This window comes from Peribacillus simplex, assembly GCF_001542915.1.
Lineage (GTDB): Bacteria > Bacillota > Bacilli > Bacillales > DSM-1321 > Peribacillus > Peribacillus simplex_B.
The window spans coordinates 130,956-146,749 of the sequence record NZ_LNNH01000017.1; the positions used below are offsets into that span (position 1 = coordinate 130,956).

Annotated in this window: 12 protein-coding genes, 21 tRNA genes and 1 rRNA gene; 4 read left to right on the forward strand and 30 right to left on the reverse strand. The window is 47.7% G+C overall.

Translation table 11 applies throughout. The features are described from left to right. Positions 1–4: 4 nt before the first annotated feature. Entirely contained in the window at positions 5–1,069 is a 1,065-nt protein-coding gene (locus AS888_RS10270) for a DctP family TRAP transporter solute-binding subunit (protein WP_061142086.1), read from the reverse strand. Positions 1,070–1,210: 141 nt separating this feature from the next. Here AS888_RS10270 and AS888_RS10275 point away from each other — a divergent pair, with 141 nt between their 5' ends. Together AS888_RS10275 and AS888_RS10280 are read left to right on the forward strand one after the other, a co-directional pair. Further along, entirely contained in the window at positions 1,211–2,821 is a 1,611-nt protein-coding gene (locus tag AS888_RS10275) for an ATP-binding protein (protein WP_061142087.1), read from the forward strand. Beyond that, a complete protein-coding gene (locus tag AS888_RS10280) occupies positions 2,814–3,509 on the forward strand; it encodes a response regulator (RefSeq protein ID WP_061142088.1) in 696 nt (231 codons plus the stop codon). The genes AS888_RS10275 and AS888_RS10280 overlap by 8 nt, the downstream gene beginning before the upstream one ends. 51 nt (positions 3,510–3,560) lie before the next feature. Here the strand turns inward: AS888_RS10280 and AS888_RS25700 are convergent, their stop codons facing one another. The 7 genes from AS888_RS25700 to AS888_RS10310 form a co-directional block, all read right to left on the reverse strand. After that, the gene (locus tag AS888_RS25700; RefSeq protein ID WP_155645452.1) at positions 3,561–3,707 is read right to left on the reverse strand and encodes a hypothetical protein; all 147 of its coding nucleotides are present in this window, start codon (positions 3,705–3,707) and stop codon (positions 3,561–3,563) included. Between the two features lie 192 nt (positions 3,708–3,899). Beyond that, positions 3,900–5,003 carry an o-succinylbenzoate synthase gene (menC, locus tag AS888_RS10285; RefSeq protein WP_061142089.1) on the reverse strand — a complete coding sequence of 368 codons (1,104 nt, stop codon included), beginning with the start codon at positions 5,001–5,003 and terminating at the stop codon, positions 3,900–3,902. Then, positions 5,000–6,481 (reverse strand): o-succinylbenzoate--CoA ligase, encoded by a 1,482-nt coding sequence (locus AS888_RS10290; protein WP_061142090.1) that lies wholly within the window; start codon positions 6,479–6,481, stop codon positions 5,000–5,002. Before AS888_RS10290 ends, menC begins: the two co-directional genes overlap by 4 nt. Positions 6,482–6,565: 84 nt before the next feature. Beyond that, positions 6,566–7,384 (reverse strand): 1,4-dihydroxy-2-naphthoyl-CoA synthase, encoded by an 819-nt coding sequence (gene menB, locus AS888_RS10295; protein WP_061142091.1) that lies wholly within the window; start codon positions 7,382–7,384, stop codon positions 6,566–6,568. Positions 7,385–7,397: 13 nt separating this feature from the next. Beyond that, positions 7,398–8,207: a 2-succinyl-6-hydroxy-2,4-cyclohexadiene-1-carboxylate synthase gene (menH, locus tag AS888_RS10300; protein ID WP_061142092.1), complete on the reverse strand. Its 810-nt coding sequence runs from the start codon at positions 8,205–8,207 to the stop codon at positions 7,398–7,400. Beyond that, positions 8,204–9,955, reverse strand: coding sequence for a 2-succinyl-5-enolpyruvyl-6-hydroxy-3-cyclohexene-1-carboxylic-acid synthase (gene menD, locus AS888_RS10305; protein WP_061142093.1), 1,752 nt, complete (start codon positions 9,953–9,955; stop codon positions 8,204–8,206). Before menD ends, menH begins: the two co-directional genes overlap by 4 nt. Next, positions 9,948–11,357 carry an isochorismate synthase gene (locus AS888_RS10310; RefSeq protein WP_061142094.1) on the reverse strand — a complete coding sequence of 470 codons (1,410 nt, stop codon included), beginning with the start codon at positions 11,355–11,357 and terminating at the stop codon, positions 9,948–9,950. Before AS888_RS10310 ends, menD begins: the two co-directional genes overlap by 8 nt. Before the next feature lie 298 nt (positions 11,358–11,655). On the opposite strand from AS888_RS10310, the gene AS888_RS10315 reads away from it, so the two are divergent. Then, positions 11,656–12,576, forward strand: coding sequence for a 1,4-dihydroxy-2-naphthoate polyprenyltransferase (locus AS888_RS10315; protein WP_061142095.1), 921 nt, complete (start codon positions 11,656–11,658; stop codon positions 12,574–12,576). A gap of 146 nt (positions 12,577–12,722) precedes the next feature. Next, positions 12,723–13,469, forward strand: a complete 747-nt coding sequence (locus tag AS888_RS10320; RefSeq protein WP_061142096.1) for a TraR/DksA C4-type zinc finger protein — start codon at positions 12,723–12,725, stop codon at positions 13,467–13,469. A 44-nt stretch (positions 13,470–13,513) separates the two neighbouring features. Here the strand turns inward: AS888_RS10320 and AS888_RS10325 are convergent. From AS888_RS10325 to rrf, 22 genes are all read right to left on the reverse strand, one after another. Further along, positions 13,514–13,585, reverse strand: a tRNA-Glu gene (locus AS888_RS10325). 3 nt (positions 13,586–13,588) lie between these two features. Beyond that, positions 13,589–13,679, reverse strand: a tRNA-Ser gene (locus tag AS888_RS10330). Between the two features lies 1 nt (position 13,680). Continuing rightward, a tRNA-Asn gene (locus AS888_RS10335) sits at positions 13,681–13,755 on the reverse strand. A 12-nt stretch (positions 13,756–13,767) separates the two neighbouring features. Then, positions 13,768–13,844 (reverse strand) — tRNA-Ile (locus AS888_RS10340). Between the two features lie 5 nt (positions 13,845–13,849). Continuing rightward, positions 13,850–13,923, reverse strand: a tRNA-Gly gene (locus tag AS888_RS10345). Between the two features lie 4 nt (positions 13,924–13,927). Next, positions 13,928–14,003, reverse strand: a tRNA-His gene (locus AS888_RS10350). 29 nt (positions 14,004–14,032) lie between these two features. Then, a tRNA-Phe gene (locus AS888_RS10355) sits at positions 14,033–14,108 on the reverse strand. Positions 14,109–14,131: 23 nt separating this feature from the next. Then, a tRNA-Asp gene (locus AS888_RS10360) sits at positions 14,132–14,207 on the reverse strand. A 6-nt stretch (positions 14,208–14,213) separates the two neighbouring features. Next, positions 14,214–14,287: transfer RNA gene (locus tag AS888_RS10365), tRNA-Met, on the reverse strand. 102 nt (positions 14,288–14,389) lie between these two features. Continuing rightward, a tRNA-Ser gene (locus AS888_RS10370) sits at positions 14,390–14,482 on the reverse strand. Positions 14,483–14,504: 22 nt separating this feature from the next. Next, a tRNA-Ile gene (locus AS888_RS10375) sits at positions 14,505–14,581 on the reverse strand. A 10-nt stretch (positions 14,582–14,591) separates the two neighbouring features. Continuing rightward, positions 14,592–14,668, reverse strand: a tRNA-Met gene (locus AS888_RS10380). Between the two features lie 28 nt (positions 14,669–14,696). Beyond that, positions 14,697–14,772: transfer RNA gene (locus tag AS888_RS10385), tRNA-Ala, on the reverse strand. Positions 14,773–14,790: 18 nt separating this feature from the next. Further along, positions 14,791–14,867 (reverse strand) — tRNA-Pro (locus AS888_RS10390). Between the two features lie 10 nt (positions 14,868–14,877). Beyond that, positions 14,878–14,954: transfer RNA gene (locus tag AS888_RS10395), tRNA-Arg, on the reverse strand. Positions 14,955–14,964: 10 nt separating this feature from the next. Continuing rightward, positions 14,965–15,053, reverse strand: a tRNA-Leu gene (locus AS888_RS10400). A gap of 12 nt (positions 15,054–15,065) precedes the next feature. After that, positions 15,066–15,140 (reverse strand) — tRNA-Gly (locus tag AS888_RS10405). An 8-nt stretch (positions 15,141–15,148) separates the two neighbouring features. After that, positions 15,149–15,230 (reverse strand) — tRNA-Leu (locus AS888_RS10410). A gap of 8 nt (positions 15,231–15,238) precedes the next feature. After that, a tRNA-Lys gene (locus AS888_RS10415) sits at positions 15,239–15,314 on the reverse strand. Between the two features lie 21 nt (positions 15,315–15,335). Further along, positions 15,336–15,411 (reverse strand) — tRNA-Thr (locus tag AS888_RS10420). A 10-nt stretch (positions 15,412–15,421) separates the two neighbouring features. Continuing rightward, a tRNA-Val gene (locus tag AS888_RS10425) sits at positions 15,422–15,497 on the reverse strand. A gap of 10 nt (positions 15,498–15,507) precedes the next feature. After that, positions 15,508–15,623, reverse strand: a 5S ribosomal RNA gene (gene rrf / locus AS888_RS10430). Positions 15,624–15,794: the final 171 nt, after the last annotated feature.

Here is a 15,794-nt window from a genome sequence, read left to right on the forward strand (position 1 = left end):
ACGGTTATTCTTCTACATACTTCTCACGGATAACCTCCATCTTCCTCATCAATTCCGGTCCGATCATCGATTCGAATTCCGGATAGATGACGGTCAGCTCGTTCATCCATTCTTTCTTTTCTTGGTCAGATAATTCATAGATGTCGATATTCGATTTTTGCTTGATTTCCCTGAGCTGTTCCTGATTCAATTCATTTGATTTGACCCACAGCCATTTCGTTGTATCCTCCATTGCCCGTTGAATCTGCTTACGGATATCCGGTGGTAGCTGATCCCAAAACGGCTTGTTTACCAATACGACATAGCCTAAATATCCATGATCACTGATGGTTAAGTATTTTTGCACCTCATATAATTTCTTGGAATAGATATTCGAGATCGTATTTTCCTGGCTGTCCGTTTTGTTGATTTCAAGGCTCTTGAACGTATCATTGAATTCAAGCTCCGATGTCGATGCCCCAAAGTGCTCGAATTGGCTTTCGAGGACGGCACTTGGCATGATCCTGAAATTCTTCCCTGACAGGTCCTGGGGACGCCGGATCGGTTCATTGCTTGTCATTTGCTTGTAATTATTCGACCAGAAAGCAAGTCCTTCGATATCAATCACATTCATCGACGTAAGCAGCTCTTCCCCCACTTCCCCATTCAAGGCTTCCTGCAGGGCAGCGTCCGTTGGAAAGACGTAGGGAAGATCCAAAAGCAGCCATTTTTTTGATAGATTCGTAACTTTGGAAGTAGTAGGTGCTATCATCTGCACCTTGTTTTTTTGTAATGCATCGATTTCTTCATGATCGCTATATAAAGATTGATTCGGATAGACCTCTATTTTGACACGATGGTCGGTATATTCATCAACAAGGTTGGCAAACCGGTTCGCAGCCAGCCCTTTAGGCGTATTCTCGGCAACGACATGGCTGAATTTAATGACGATTTGGTCCTCCATCCCCTCCTGCTCTTCATCGCTCGGCAGATTGAAGCCGAAGCTTGCGAAGAACGATTGAAACGAGATATACACCGCTATCACAAGTCCCATGCCAATTAACAGGAAATACCCCCATAATTCTCGCATTTCGACAGCTCCTTACCGCTCACTTCACATGATATCTATTCTATCACAGCCTTTTTCCTGTCGTAATACAATGCGCGAAAAATAGCGAAAAGAGGCAAAAATTCTGGTACTATTAAGTGTAGAAGTACTGGAGGAACAATCATGGAAAAATCCTTTCATATGCCCATTCAACTAAAAATCACCCTGCTGTCATTCGTAATCGTCGCTTTTTCGATACTTATAGGCGGGATTTTTATATTTGGCAATATCGTTTCCGTCAGGGAAGATGAAATCGGCAAACGCTCGATGATCACTGCCCATACGATCGCAGAGCTCCCGGACGTCCAAAAATGGGTCCGGGAACCTGAAGGCTGGCTTCAGCTGAACCCGATCATTGAAAACCTGAGGAAAATCCATCAAGCAGATTATATCGTTGTCCTGAATAATCAGCATATACGCTATTCCCATCCTGTGTTCAGCCAATTGGGCACCACGTCCAACAGCACTGATGAAAGCGCAGCATTCGCTGAACATGAATATCTTTCAAAGGCAGCTGGGGAGCTTGGCATTTCCATACGTGCCTTCGTTCCAATCCTGGATGACGATAACGAGCAGATCGGTGTCGTTCTTGTCGGGAACATTTTGCCGACGATCCCGGAGCTAATCAAGGATTTGAAAGGTGAAATCGCAATCATCCTCTTTCTTACACTCTTGTTCGGTGTTTGCGGCTCCTGGCTCATGGCAAGGAGAATCAAAAAAGAAACCTTTCAACTTGAACCCCATGAAATATCACGGATGTTAGTCGAAAGGACAGCTGCCTTCAATGCCATGCATGAAGGGGTGATCGCCATTGATAACAATCAGACCATCACGATCTTCAATGAAAAGGCGAAGCAGATGCTCGATATCAGCGGGGATGTCATCGGCCGGAATATCAATGACATCATCCACGACACCCGGCTTCCGGAAGTGCTCGATCGGACTTCCCCGATCTTCAATCAGGAAATATCCGTTCAGAACAGGAATATCGTCAGCAACCGGGTGCCCATCAAGATTGCCGATAAGACCATCGGGGCCGTCGCGATTTTCCAGGATCGGACCGATGTGACGAAGCTTGCTGAAGAGTTGACCAGCGTCAAGGCATTCGTTGAAGCCCTGCGTGTTCAAAACCATGAACATATGAACAAACTCCATACGATAGCAGGATTGATCCAGCTTGGGAATCTGGACGATGCATTGCAATATATTTTTCAAATCACCGAAGAGCAAGAGGAATTGACCAGATTTTTAACGAAGCACATTCACGATGATAATTTAGTGGGGCTCCTCTTAAGCAAGATTTCTTTGGGACGTGAACTGGGAATCGAACTCATCATGGATAAGCACACGAAATTGGACCGTTTCCCTGCCGATATGGATCATCACGATTTTGTTTTGATTATCGGGAACCTGATTGAAAATTCCTTTGCCGCTCTAAAATACTGCGCAGAAGAAACAAAGCAGGTGTATCTATCGATCTACCAGGATGAACATCATTGCCAAATCGTACTGGAGGATAACGGGCCAGGCATCGACGAGGGCATACATGGAGAGATATTCGATTATGGCTTTACGACAAAAGGTGCGGACGGATCTGGAATTGGTCTTTATCTAATAGATCAAATCGTAAAAAAAGCGAAGGGCGAACTGAAATTCACGACGCGTCCCGATGAAGGAACCAGCTTTTTTCTTTCTTTTCCGATGCACGATATAGAGGAGAATCAACATGACTAATAATATTCGTGTACTTTTAATTGAAGACGACCCAATGGTCCAAGAGGTCAATAAACAGTTCATTGAGCGCCTGCCTGCCTTTACAATCGTTGATACGGCTTCGAATGGGCTTGAAGGGCTGGATAAAATCAGGAAATCCGCACCCGATCTTGTCATTTTGGATATCTTCATGCCTTCTTTAAACGGAATCGATACACTTTACCAGATTAGGAAAGAACGAATCGATGTGGATGTCATCATCATTTCGGCGGCCAATGACCAGAAAACCATTCGAAAAATGATACAAAACGGGGCTTTCGATTATTTAATCAAGCCATTTAAGTTCGAAAGGCTAAAACATACGCTGGAACAATATTTTGCTTTTCGGATGGAGGTTGAACCGGACCATCACATCTCCCAAACTGAGCTCGATCGAATTCTCTTTCAAAATGAAATACCTTCTGAGGCGGTTCCGAAATCCGAAGTACCCAAAGGATTGAATGGTGCAACACTTGAGCAGGTGACGAGGTTCATAAAAAACACACCTGGGTCTTTATCGGCGGAAGAGGTCGCTGACGGGATTGGCATTGCCAGGGTGACAGCCCGGCGTTATCTGGAATACTTACATGGCGAAGATACGCTTTTGCTTGATGTTCAGTATGGCAGCATCGGCCGCCCGGTCAATCGGTATCGGCTCAAAAAACCTTGACCTGCATCGGGGACCGGACAAAAGGTAAGCGGTTCCCTTCCATCGATCCATTCACGCTCCTGTCTTCCGATCATAAAGTCCCCACTTTCTCTTCAACAGAAACAGTTCGCATTCCGCCAGCGCCGTCACTTCTTGAATGACGCAGTCGGGCATGCCCCTTCTTAAAAGAATTTCCGCAATCAAGTACGGTTTTTTCATTTTCCCCTTCCTCCCTTATTTTCTATATTTTATTTCATTATACAAAATAATCCACTAATAAAAAAATAGACAAAGCCCCATTTTCCTAAAAAAAGGAACTCGGTCCAAATGAATATATTTGAAATAAGCGAATATAGAATTGGGTATTCCCTGCATGCAAAAGAGGGAAGGCTTGCCCCCCTTCTGCTGTTTTCACCTGTATATTTCACTGTACGTGGTCAAATCCCTGAGCCGCTTTTCATTGATCGAAAAACCGATTCCGGCCCTTTCAGGGACCTGGATCATTCCACCCTCGACGACGACTTCAGGCTCGATGATATCTTCTTCCCAATAGCGCGAAGAGGAGGAAATGTCCCCAGGAATCGTGAACCCCTTCAATGTGGCAAGCGCAATATTATGGGCACGCGATATGCCAAATTCAATCATTCCGCCACACCATACCGGTACGCCATTTTCCGCACAAAGATCATGAATCTTGACAGCTTCCGTCCATCCGCCCACTTTTGCCATCTTGATGTTGATTACCCCGCAGCTCCCAAGTGAGAGGGCACTATTGGCATCATGATAGGAATTGATGCTTTCATCCAGGCAAATCGGAGTCTGCAGCTGTTTTTGCAATCGGGAATGTTCAACGATGTCGTCATGTCCCAGTGGTTGCTCAATCATCATCAGCTTATAGTCATCAAGCTGTTGCAGATGGGGGATATCATCAAGGGTATATGCTGAATTGGCATCCGCCATCAACGGGATATCGGGATAAGCACCGCGAATTTGCGATAAAAACTCGATATCGTGACGAGGATCGATTTTTATCTTATATCTTTGATAACCCGATTGGGAAAAGCCTTCGATCTGGCGCATCGCCTCTCCCACATCATGGGAAGCGATGACCACGCCTGCGGCGACCTCGCTTCGTTCACCGCCAAACAACCGTCCGAGATAGATTTCCTCCTGCTTCGCATATAGATCGACGATGGCCTGTTCCAATGCCGACTTTGCCATCGCATTCCGTCTGATCCCGCTCCATAAGCTCTGCAGCTCCCCGGGATGCCGGGGCTTACTTGCCAATGTCAACGGAATCAAGAAATCCTCCAGCATATGAAAGCATGTTTTGATCGTTTCCTCAGTGTACCAAGGACTCGAAAAGGGCACCGCTTCCCCGTATCCAATCCGCCCATCTTTATCTTGGGCTTCGACTATGATGACTTCCCTGTCGTTCACCGTTTCGAGATGCGTCTTGAATGGCTGCTTTAAAGGGGCATTGATGACCTTTAGCGTAATGGACGATACCTTCATTGCCACTCCTCCATTCCCTTCTTCAGTTCCCTTCTCAACAGCTTGCTGGCCCCATTTCGCGGAAGACTCTTGCAAAAAATCACGCTCCGGGGGATTTTATAGGAAGCCAGGGATTGCCTGCAATAATCAAGCAGGTCGCTCTCACTTAGCTCCGCCCCTTGATGCAAGACGACAAAAGCGAGCGGAACCTGTCCCCATTTTTCATCTTCGGTCCCCGTCACTCCCGCTTCGAAAACATCAGGGTGCTTACCGAGGACATTTTCAATTTCGGCCGGATAGACATTTTCACCGCCGGAGATGATTAAATCCGATCGCCGGTCAAGAACATATAAAAAGCCATCCTCATCCAAATAACCAAGATCTCCCGTATAAAGCCAGCCGTCACTAATCGCCTGCTGTGTGGCATCCAGCCGATTGAAATAGCCCTTTGTCACATTCGGACCCGAAACAACGATTTCCCCCGCCTCACCCGGTCCGGACGCCTTGCCATCCTGCTCGATCCGTAGCTGCGAAGGAAATAATGGTTTTCCTGCCGAACCGATTTTCGTCATGCTGTACTCCGGAGCCAGCGTCACGATTTGAGAAGATGTTTCCGTCATCCCATATGATTGATAGACGGGGATTTTTTTCTCCTTACAGGCTTCCAGTAAATGAATGGGCGCAGGTCCCCCGCCTAACAGCATACAGCGAAAATCGTCGGGATAGCTTGCTTCTTTCAAGTCATGCACCATCCTATTAAGCATCGTCGTCACGACCGAAATGATCGTCACGCCATTTTCCTGGATTGCCCTGTTCGCTTCCCGTTCATCGAACCGCTCGGCCAAGACGACCTTCATCCCATAAATCACGCTTTTCATCAGGATGGATAGACCGCTGATATGAAAGATAGGAACCGCACAATACCAGGTATCCCCTTCGTGCAATCCAAGGTTCAACACCGATCCGACGGCACTCCACCAATGATTGCCGAATGATTGGATCACGCCCTTTGGATTTCCTGTCGTGCCCGATGTGTACATGATCGTAGCGGTATCCTCCAGATAAAACTCCTGAAGGATCTCTGCCGTTCCTCCATTTGGCAATTGTTCGATTAAAAGAAGGGGCAATTCAGGAAGATTCCCCGCCATATCATCAAGCTTGCTTGCGAAGGAGCCTTCAGAGAGCAAATAGGAAGCACCGCTGTCCTCGATCTGCCACGACAATTCCTTTGCCGTTAATTTATTATTCAGCATCACGATCTTCACACCGAGATAAAATAGGGCGTGGATGGCGACGACGCCGTCAATATGATTACGGAGCAGCACTGCGCATGAATCGCCAGCCATGAGACCGGCGCTCGCCAGCCTGCGTGCCATTTTCTCCGTTAATGTATGCAGCTCCAGAAAGCTATACGTCTGACCTTCAAACTCGATGGCCGGGCGATCTGGTGAAAGATGAGCCCGGTTCTTGAGCCAGTTTGGCAACTTTTCTTCTGCCATGATCGGTTCCCCTCCTCTATTTAAATATAGAAAACAGCCCGGCGATTCGCCAAGCTGTCCGTCTTATCGATTTATGCCTTTCCATTAAGGGAAACGCGGGAATTGACCAAAGTCCGGACTGCGTTTTTCCTTGAACGCATCGCGGCCTTCTTTTGCTTCTTCCGTTGTATAGTATAGTAATGTAGCATCTCCAGCCAATTGCTGAAGACCTGCAAGACCATCCGTATCCGCATTCATTGCCGCTTTCAGGAAGCGAAGCGCAGTCGGGCTCTTCTCGAGCATTTCTTCACACCATTTCACCGTTTCCGCTTCTAATTGGTCCAATGGTACGACCGTATTGACCAATCCCATATCCAATGCTTCCTGTGCATTGTATTGACGGCATAGGTACCAGATTTCACGGGCCTTTTTGTGCCCCACGATACGCGCCAGGTAGCCAGAGCCATAACCAGCATCGAAGCTGCCCACATTCGGTCCTGTTTGCCCGAAGATCGCATTGTCAGCGGCAATCGTTAAGTCACAAACCACATTCAAGACATTGCCGCCGCCGATTGCATAACCTGCCACCATCGCCACGACCGGTTTTGGAATCACGCGGATCAAGCGCTGCAAATCAAGCACGTTTAGACGTGGAATGTTATCTTCCCCAACATATCCGCCATTTCCGCGCACTTTTTGGTCCCCGCCTGAACAGAAGGCTTTGCCGCCTACACCCGTTAAGATGATGACACCGATGCTTGAATCATCACGTGCCCTTGCGAATGCATCGATCATTTCTGCAGTCGTTTTTGGCGTGAATGCATTATGTACATGCGGTCGGTTAATCGACACTTTCGCAATCCCATTATATTTTTCGTATAAAATTTCATCATACTCACGTATTGTTTCCCATTGAATCGTCATTTAAATTCCTCCTTTAATTTCGCTTTAAAAACTCACTTATTATTTTACCAAACTTTTCTCCATCTTCCACATGAATCGCATGTCCACTACCATTTATTATTTTCCATTCGGCCCGATCCAGCTTCTCTTCCATCGATTTTGCAATGTCACAAAACTTAGGATCGAGTTCCCCGGTCAGCAGCAGGACAGGAAAATCAAGCGCTTGCAAATTCCCCCAATAGGAAGCCTGGCTGCCTGTCCCCATGCCAAGGAGACTATTGGAAAGGCCGACAGGGTCATTTGCCAGCCGCTGCTTCCGGATGGCAGCCCTCGTTGTGGCCGATAACCGTTTTTGGCTTTCAAAAAGCGGGATGTTCTCCCAATGGTCCACGAATGCCTCCAGGCCAGATTCAAGAATCCGTTCGGCTAGCTTCCGATCGTTTTGCCTGCGTGTCCCTCGCTCCTTGGCAGTTACAAGGCCGGGAGACGCGCTTTCCAATATCAATGTTTCCACATATCCAGGATACAAACAGGCAAATGCAAGCGCAATCCTGCCCCCCATCGAGTATCCAAGAATATGTGCTTTCGGGAAATGCAGCTCATCCAGGATATGCTTGATATCTTCAGCGACGCGATCCATTTCATACCGTTCCGGCTCAGCGGGTGACGCAGACATACCATGACCGATAATGTCGATCATGATCAGCGTATGATCCTCACTCAATATGGGAATGAGGAAATTCCACGTATCCCGATTTCCCGTAAATCCATGCAATAATACCAGCGGTTCCCCATTTCCCGTTATTTCAACAGCATAAGTGACTTTCCCGCTGACAATATTCATGATATTTCCCTGTCTAACACCAATTTTATTTCCCGGGAAACATAACTCCACAAATTTCGATGTTTTTGCAAATTGGACTCCCTTTCGGTCGGCACCTCGATGATCTTCAGGCCTTGAATCTCAAAAGACTCCGTAAATACCCTCTTCAGTTCGTCCCACGTTTGCACTTTGTCGTATTTACCGCCGTAAAGCATGGCGGTATGGGAAAAATCAAGGCCATGGGGCGTTCCGAAAAGCGTTTCGAAATGTTCCCTATCATTCGCCTGTGGCAGGAAAGAGAAAATGCCGCCCCCATCATTATTGATCAATAATATCGTGATGTCCTGCTTTTGCAGCTTGGCTGCAAGCAAGCCATTCATATCATGGAAAAAACTTAAATCGCCGATTGCCAGCACGGTCTTATCTGCCACCGTACTTACCCCCAGCGCAGTGGACACGACACCATCAATGCCATTTGCGCCACGATTCGCCAAAGTCCTGATTCCTTTTTCATTATTCATGAAGAAAGTATCCAAGTCTCTTATCGGCATACTATTTCCGACAAACAGCGTGGATTTTTGCGGCAGCATATCGGCAAGCAGGGCGAACAGCTTGCCTTCACTTAATTCCGCTTCATCGAGGACGGTAGCCAATGCATTCTTCGTCACTCCGTTGACGGTCTGCCATAAGCGCAGCCATCCATCTCCAGCGGTACCGGTGATTCTTTGCCCGACCCGTTGACAGAAATCTTTCTCTTCACAGTAAATCATGTTCGTTGCCAAGCCTGCCGGTTCGCGCCATCCTGCTCCACCGTCAACCACGAGCGTGACGGCCTGTTTTTGCTTTTTCATGAATAGCAGTAATGGTTTTGAAACAGGCATGGCACCAAATCGCAGAATCACGTCCGGTCTGAAGACTGATTTTGCCGCTTCATCGCGTAAAAAGGTATCGTACGCATCAATTATGACACCTTTGTCGTGGCTTCCGCTCCTCAGCTGGGAAAGGGGATCGGCCAATAGCGGAAAAGCAAGCGTTTCCGCTAATGCGGCAACGGCCTCCTTCATCGCTGGGTCCGGTAATTCCCCGCATACGATCAGCCCTTGCTTCGCTTGTGACAAAGTGGCTGCAACCGAGTCCATTTGTGATGCAGAGAGTGAGCGAACTCCGCTCTCGATCAATACGGAAGGAGTCAGTTTGTTTTGCCTGAATTCCTTCGCTTGCTCAAGATTCGGTATCAGTGGTTCGCGAAGCGGGAAATTCAAGTGCACAGGCCCTGCTGGTTCCGCTGCTGCGGCAGCCACTGCCCTTGCACCGACCGTTCTTGCATACCGCATCATCTCACCGGTGTTTTCCGGAAGGGCCATTTCGACAAACCATTTCACTTGCCTCCCGTATAAATGTATCTGATCGATGGCCTGAGGGGCACCTACATCACGGAGCTCATGCGGTCGATCTGCAGTAAGTACAATAAGCGGCACCCTTGAATAGAAAGCCTCGATCACGGCCGGGTAAAAATTCGCTGCCGCCGTACCGGACGTACAAAGAAGTCCGACAGGTTCTTTTAAGACCTTGGCCATCCCAAGGGCAAAAAAAGCGGCCGAACGCTCATCCACATTAATATGGATTTCAATTTCAGGATGTTCCACCAACAATAAAGCGAGCGGTGTGGATCGTGAACCTGGGCTCACCACCACATGCTTCACCCCATTTTCTGCCAGCTCATCGACAAATGAAGCAGCATAAGCTGTCAATGCATCTCGGTCATTCATTAAGATTTCCTCCTAAAGCACTTAACATCGGATTGAATTTAATCCCCGTTTCCCTGAACTCTGCCATGGGAGTCGAATCCTCCACTACGCCGCAGCCCGCAAAAAGCGAAGCCTCATTGTCCTGTATCAGGGCCGAGCGTATCCCTACAGCGAATTCCCCGTTTCCATACGTATCCATCCAGCCCAGCGGCCCCGCATAAAAGCCGCGTTCAAGCCCTTCCATTTCCCGAATTCTCATAACGGCCTTTTCTTTAGGAAGCCCGCCCATGGCAGGTGTCGGATGGAGGTTCTCAACAAATTGCAATATCGTGACGCCTTCCTTTGCGACACCGCGAACCGGCGTATACAAATGCTGGATATGACGATTTTTCATGAGCTCCGGTCCGTCCGGAACCATGACCTTTTCACATACAGCATCAAAAGCATTGGATATCATCGATACGACATATTGGTGCTCTTGTAAATTCTTTTGGTCATGAAGCAATTCATTGCCCAGGCTAACATCTTCTTGCTCATCTTTCCCTCGTCCCATCGAACCGGCAAGACAGGTTGAAAAGACATCATGTCCCTGCTTCTTGATCAAGCGTTCGGGAGTAGCCCCGACAAAGCAGTCGCCGCCCGCTTCCAAACTGAAAATATAGCTTAATGGCTGCTCTGCAATCAATCGTTCGAGCACCTTCCCTGAATCGATGGAGTGATCGAAGGTAAGCCGCAGTTCCCTGGCCAACACGATCTTATCGAGATCGGTCGTCTTGATTTCCTCGACAGCATCCTTGACCGTGCGCTGCCACTCCTCAGGCTGCACCTCCCTCTGACTAACAAGGGAGTTAGGCCCGCATGGAGCTCCATCCAAGCTTTCGAAAAGGAAAGCTTCCCGTTCATTTATCATATCTCTGAAGAGTTTTTCTGAATCATCAGGCGAACAAAGTAAGTTTGTCGTTAAGTAAGCTTGTTTCCCCACTATTGATAGCATGAAGGCAGGTATATAAAACAGGTTGTCCCCGAATTGGTTCCAAAGCAGCGTACTGTTAGATTCATAATCAAAAGAAAAGCCCCCAAACAGTAAAGGTCCTGTCGCTTCTAAATCGGTCACTCCCGTTTTGACAGCAGTTTCCTGCAGTTTGATCCAGCTCTTTTCGACTTCTCTATAACGTTCGGCATTCGCTGCCGCTTTGAGTTTCTTAACATTGCCTAAACCAGTGATGGTTATTTCCTTTGCAGGATCCTCCCAAAAAAAGCGTTCACCCGCATACCGTTCTCTTCCAGCTTGATAAAATGAAAGGGGGTTGGTGCCTTGAATTTTCTTAATATGACTGAATAGAACTTGATCATTCAAGTCCTTCGCCTTTTGTATAGCTGAAGCCAGCCCCTGAAACTGTTCAGTTTCTTCCGAGATAGCCAAAAAAATCCCCCCAAATGTACATTTTAAAAGCTTTTTAACCTATTTAAAGATACACCTCCCGTCAACCTGATGTCAATAAAACGCCCCTTTTCCCAACGATACTTGCCCGCTTTTTTCCTTATTATATGAATCTTGGCGAATGCAGCATGACATCCTTGAATTTGGAAGCGGATTACCCTATTCATTCAATTGACACCCTTCCCCCATTTCCCTACACTTAATAGGGTAACTTTTGTGCAACTTTTCAATATTTGATATAATTTCGAGGGTACCCATACTGATTTTGAGGAGAGAAACAATGCAAACAGAATACGACGGACTTCCCATGAAACGGACGTGGAAGATCTGGTGGGAGTTAATTCGTCCACATACACTAACAGCAGCTTTTGTCCCGGTCTTGCTTGGAACGGTGATTGCGCTTTTGGAAGATGGCGTCAATTGGCTGCTATTTGCCGCCATGATGATGGCCAGTATCCTGATCCAGGCCGCTACGAACTTATTCAATGAATACTATGATTTCAAAAGGGGCTTGGATACCGAGGAATCGGTCGGCATCGGCGGCGGAATCGTACGCCATGGAATGACCCCAAAACTCATCATGACCCTGGCACTTGGCATGTATGCCATCGCCTTGTTACTTGGAATCTACATTTGTGCCGCATCATCTTGGTGGCTTGCTGCAGTAGGACTGGTTTGCATGCTTGTCGGCTATCTTTATACAGGAGGCCCGCTGCCCATCTCCTATACACCTTTCGGGGAACTTTTTTCAGGGTTGTTCATGGGCTTTTTGATCATTTTGATCGCCTTTTACATTCAAGCAGGTTATGTGTCCGCCACCGCCATTTTAATTGCCATACCGAGCGGAATATTGGTCGGATTGATCAACTTATCCAATAACCTCCGTGACCATGATGGAGATAAAGCTCACGGCCGTAAAACGATGCCCGTCGTGATGGGCAGGAAAAACGCCCTCACCTTCATGGCCATCATGTTTGGTTTTTCTTACTTATGGCTGGTCGGCTTGGTCGTTACCGGAAACGTAACGGCATGGATTCTCCTTGCCCTGCTAAGCATTCCAAAAGCCATGAAAGCAGTCAAAGGCTTCGTCGGTAAAACGCAGCCGATCACGATGGTGCCGGCAATGAAAGCCACGGCCCAAACCAACACTTTCTTTGGCCTGCTTATGGCCATCGGTTTATTCATCAGCTATTTTATTTAACCCCAAAGGACTGAGTTCATCCGACTCAGTCCTTTTTTCTATCTTCCGTTTCATTTTGTTTTCCTATGCGCCATTTCGGGTAATAGATAATACAAGCATCTTACCAATAGTTCATAGATATGTACTTTAGAAGGAGTGTAGTCGATATGCCAACCCAGCAACAAATACAAACATTCAAAAAGGAACTGCTCCAGGAAAAAACGGAGCTTGAAAAAAGGATACAAAATGATGAAGGAACTGAACTTGAAAGCCAGACGGAATCAGTAGGGGAATTATCATCATATGATAATCATCCTGCCGACCTTGGCACCGAATTATTCGAAGCCGAACGCAATCAAGCACTCGATGAACATGCCCAATCGGAAATGGAGAAAATTGAAGAAGCCTTGAATGCCATCGAAGAAGGCTCGTATGGTCATTGCAAAACCTGCCAGAAGGAAATCCCTTTCGAGAGGCTTGAAGCCATCCCGAGCACGCTCTATTGTGTCGAACATACGCCGGAACGGGCGAATGCACATGATCGCCCGGTTGAAGAAGACATCCTGATCCCATCCATGGGTGATGATTTTGAAAACCGTCACGGAAATGAAATAGTCGATAAAGAAGATAGCTTTGGTGAAGTCGCCAAATTCGGCACATCCGAAACGCCATCCGATTACACAGGCGACCATGACAATTACAATGACCTTTATGATAATGAAGATGAAACGAATGGATTCCCTGAAGACTACGAAGGCTTTGCCGCAAATGACATTGAAGGGAAAAATAGAGTGGATATGCCGAACAAGCGGCAAAAGGAATATGAGGATACCTTGGAAGACGAACATATCGATTCCAACCTTGGGGACATCCCCTACAAGCAAAAAGATAGTTATATCAATGAAAAAAAATAGATGAAAAAAAGAAGCATACCTGATGTATGCTTCCTTTTTTGTTATGACCCGTACGGGATTCGAACCCGTGTTACCGCCGTGAAAGGGCGGTGTCTTAACCGCTTGACCAACGGGCCAAATGGCGGAGAAGGAGGGATTTGAACCCTCGCGCCGCTCGCGCGACCTACACCCTTAGCAGGGGCGCCTCTTCAGCCTCTTGAGTACTTCCCCATGGCTCCGCAGGTAGGACTCGAACCTACGACCGTTCGGTTAACAGCCGAATGCTCTACCACTGAGCTACTGCGGAACAATATGAATATGGTGGGCCTAAATGGACTCGAACCATCGACCTCACGCTTATCAGGCGTGCGCTCTAACCAGCTGAGCTATAGGCCCATATTTGGAGCGGGTGAAGGGAATCGAACCCTCATCATCAGCTTGGAAGGCTGAGGTTTTACCACTAAACTACACCCGCGAAATGGGGCGACTGATGGGAATCGAACCCACGAATGCCTGAACCACAATCAGGTGCGTTAACCACTTCGCCACAACCGCCGTAATATATTGCATGGATTTTGCAATAATGGTGGCTCAGGACGGAATCGAACCGCCGACACAAGGATTTTCAGTCCTTTGCTCTACCGACTGAGCTACTGAGCCACATATGTATTAAATTTTAAAAATGGCGGTCCCGACGGGAATCGAACCCGCGATCTCCTGCGTGACAGGCAGGCATGTTAACCGCTACACCACGGGACCTAATAATTGCGGGGACAGGATTTGAACCTGCGACCTTCGGGTTATGAGCCCGACGAGCTACCGGACTGCTCCACCCCGCGACGGTAATAATGAAACGATTAGCATCAAGTTTTCGTATGTATTGTTTATTCCGCTTCCTCTATTAAAGGTTGTTTCAAAACAACTTGCTGCTTTTAAAGAAATGGAGGAGGTAGAGGGATTCGAACCCCCGCGGGATTTGACTCCCCTGTCGGTTTTCAAGACCGATCCCTTCAGCCGAACTTGGGTATACCTCCATGGCTGTTAAAAAAATACATATGGTGGACCTTGTAGGACTCGAACCTACGACCGGACGGTTATGAGCCGTCTGCTCTAACCAGCTGAGCTAAAGGTCCTTATATTTATTGGTAGCGGCGGAGGGGATCGAACCCCCGACCTCACGGGTATGAACCGTACGCTCTAGCCAGCTGAGCTACACCGCCAATATAATATAAGTTTCTGATTGAAAAATGGTGGAGCCTAGCGGGATCGAACCGCTGACCTCCTGCGTGCAAGGCAGGCGCTCTCCCAGCTGAGCTAAGGCCCCATTCATTAAAAAATCACGTGGTCGGGAAGACAGGATTCGAACCTGCGACCCCTTGGTCCCAAACCAAGTGCTCTACCAAGCTGAGCTACTTCCCGCAAAAAAACATGGTGCGCCCGGCGGGAGTCGAACCTACAACCTTCTGATTCGTAGTCAGATGCTCTATCCAATTGAGCTACGGGCGCATATATAAGATGGTGCCGAGGACCGGAATCGAACCGGTACGGTAGTCACCTACCGCAGGATTTTAAGTCCTGTGCGTCTGCCAGTTCCGCCACCCCGGCATATACGAAAAGTGGAGCGGAAGACGGGATTCGAACCCGCGACCCCAACCTTGGCAAGGTTGTATTCTACCACTGAACTACTTCCGCATGAAAGATGCGGGTGAAGGGACTTGAACCCCCACGCCTTGCGGCGCCAGATCCTAAGTCTGGTGCGTCTGCCAATTCCGCCACACCCGCATGAAAAATGGTGAGCCATGAAGGATTCGAACCTTCGACCCTCTGATTAAAAGTCAGATGCTCTACCAACTGAGCTAATGGCTCGTGCTTGTCCTACTAAAGAAATGGTGCCGGCAAGAGGACTTGAACCCCCAACCTACTGATTACAAGTCAGTTGCTCTACCAGTTGAGCTACACCGGCAGGTGTAAAATGGTGGAGGATGACGGGATCGAACCGCCGACCCTCTGCTTGTAAGGCAGATGCTCTCCCAGCTGAGCTAATCCTCCATATATAACTGCTTGGCGACGTCCTACTCTCACAGGGGGAGACCCCCAACTACCATCGGCGCTGAAGAGCTTAACTGCCGTGTTCGGAATGGGAACGGGTGTGACCTCTTCGCTATCGTCACCAAACATTGTTTACATTTTTTCAAGACATATATTATTATAACGTCTTTTCGAGAAAATGCAAGAAGAAATTTTCATTCCTTCAAAACTAGATAATAAGAAGGCCTTTCATTTTTTAAAGCGTTGGTTAAGTCCTCGATCTATTAGTATCAGTCAGCTCCACATGTCGCCACGCTT

Bases quoted from the DNA above. Each gene is read 5' to 3' on its own strand.
- AS888_RS10270 (WP_061142086.1), bottom strand. From the start codon at position 1,069: ATGCGAGAATTATGGGGGTATTTCCTGTTAATTGGCATGGGACTTGTG.
- AS888_RS10275 (WP_061142087.1), top strand. From the start codon at position 1,211: ATGGAAAAATCCTTTCATATGCCCATTCAACTAAAAATCACCCTGCTG.
- AS888_RS10280 (WP_061142088.1), top strand. From the start codon at position 2,814: ATGACTAATAATATTCGTGTACTTTTAATTGAAGACGACCCAATGGTC.
- AS888_RS25700 (WP_155645452.1), bottom strand. From the start codon at position 3,707: ATGAAAAAACCGTACTTGATTGCGGAAATTCTTTTAAGAAGGGGCATG.
- menC (WP_061142089.1), bottom strand. From the start codon at position 5,003: ATGAAGGTATCGTCCATTACGCTAAAGGTCATCAATGCCCCTTTAAAG.
- AS888_RS10290 (WP_061142090.1), bottom strand. From the start codon at position 6,481: ATGGCAGAAGAAAAGTTGCCAAACTGGCTCAAGAACCGGGCTCATCTT.
- menB (WP_061142091.1), bottom strand. From the start codon at position 7,384: ATGACGATTCAATGGGAAACAATACGTGAGTATGATGAAATTTTATAC.
- menH (WP_061142092.1), bottom strand. From the start codon at position 8,207: ATGAATATTGTCAGCGGGAAAGTCACTTATGCTGTTGAAATAACGGGA.
- menD (WP_061142093.1), bottom strand. From the start codon at position 9,955: ATGAATGACCGAGATGCATTGACAGCTTATGCTGCTTCATTTGTCGAT.
- AS888_RS10315 (WP_061142095.1), top strand. From the start codon at position 11,656: ATGCAAACAGAATACGACGGACTTCCCATGAAACGGACGTGGAAGATC.
- AS888_RS10320 (WP_061142096.1), top strand. From the start codon at position 12,723: ATGCCAACCCAGCAACAAATACAAACATTCAAAAAGGAACTGCTCCAG.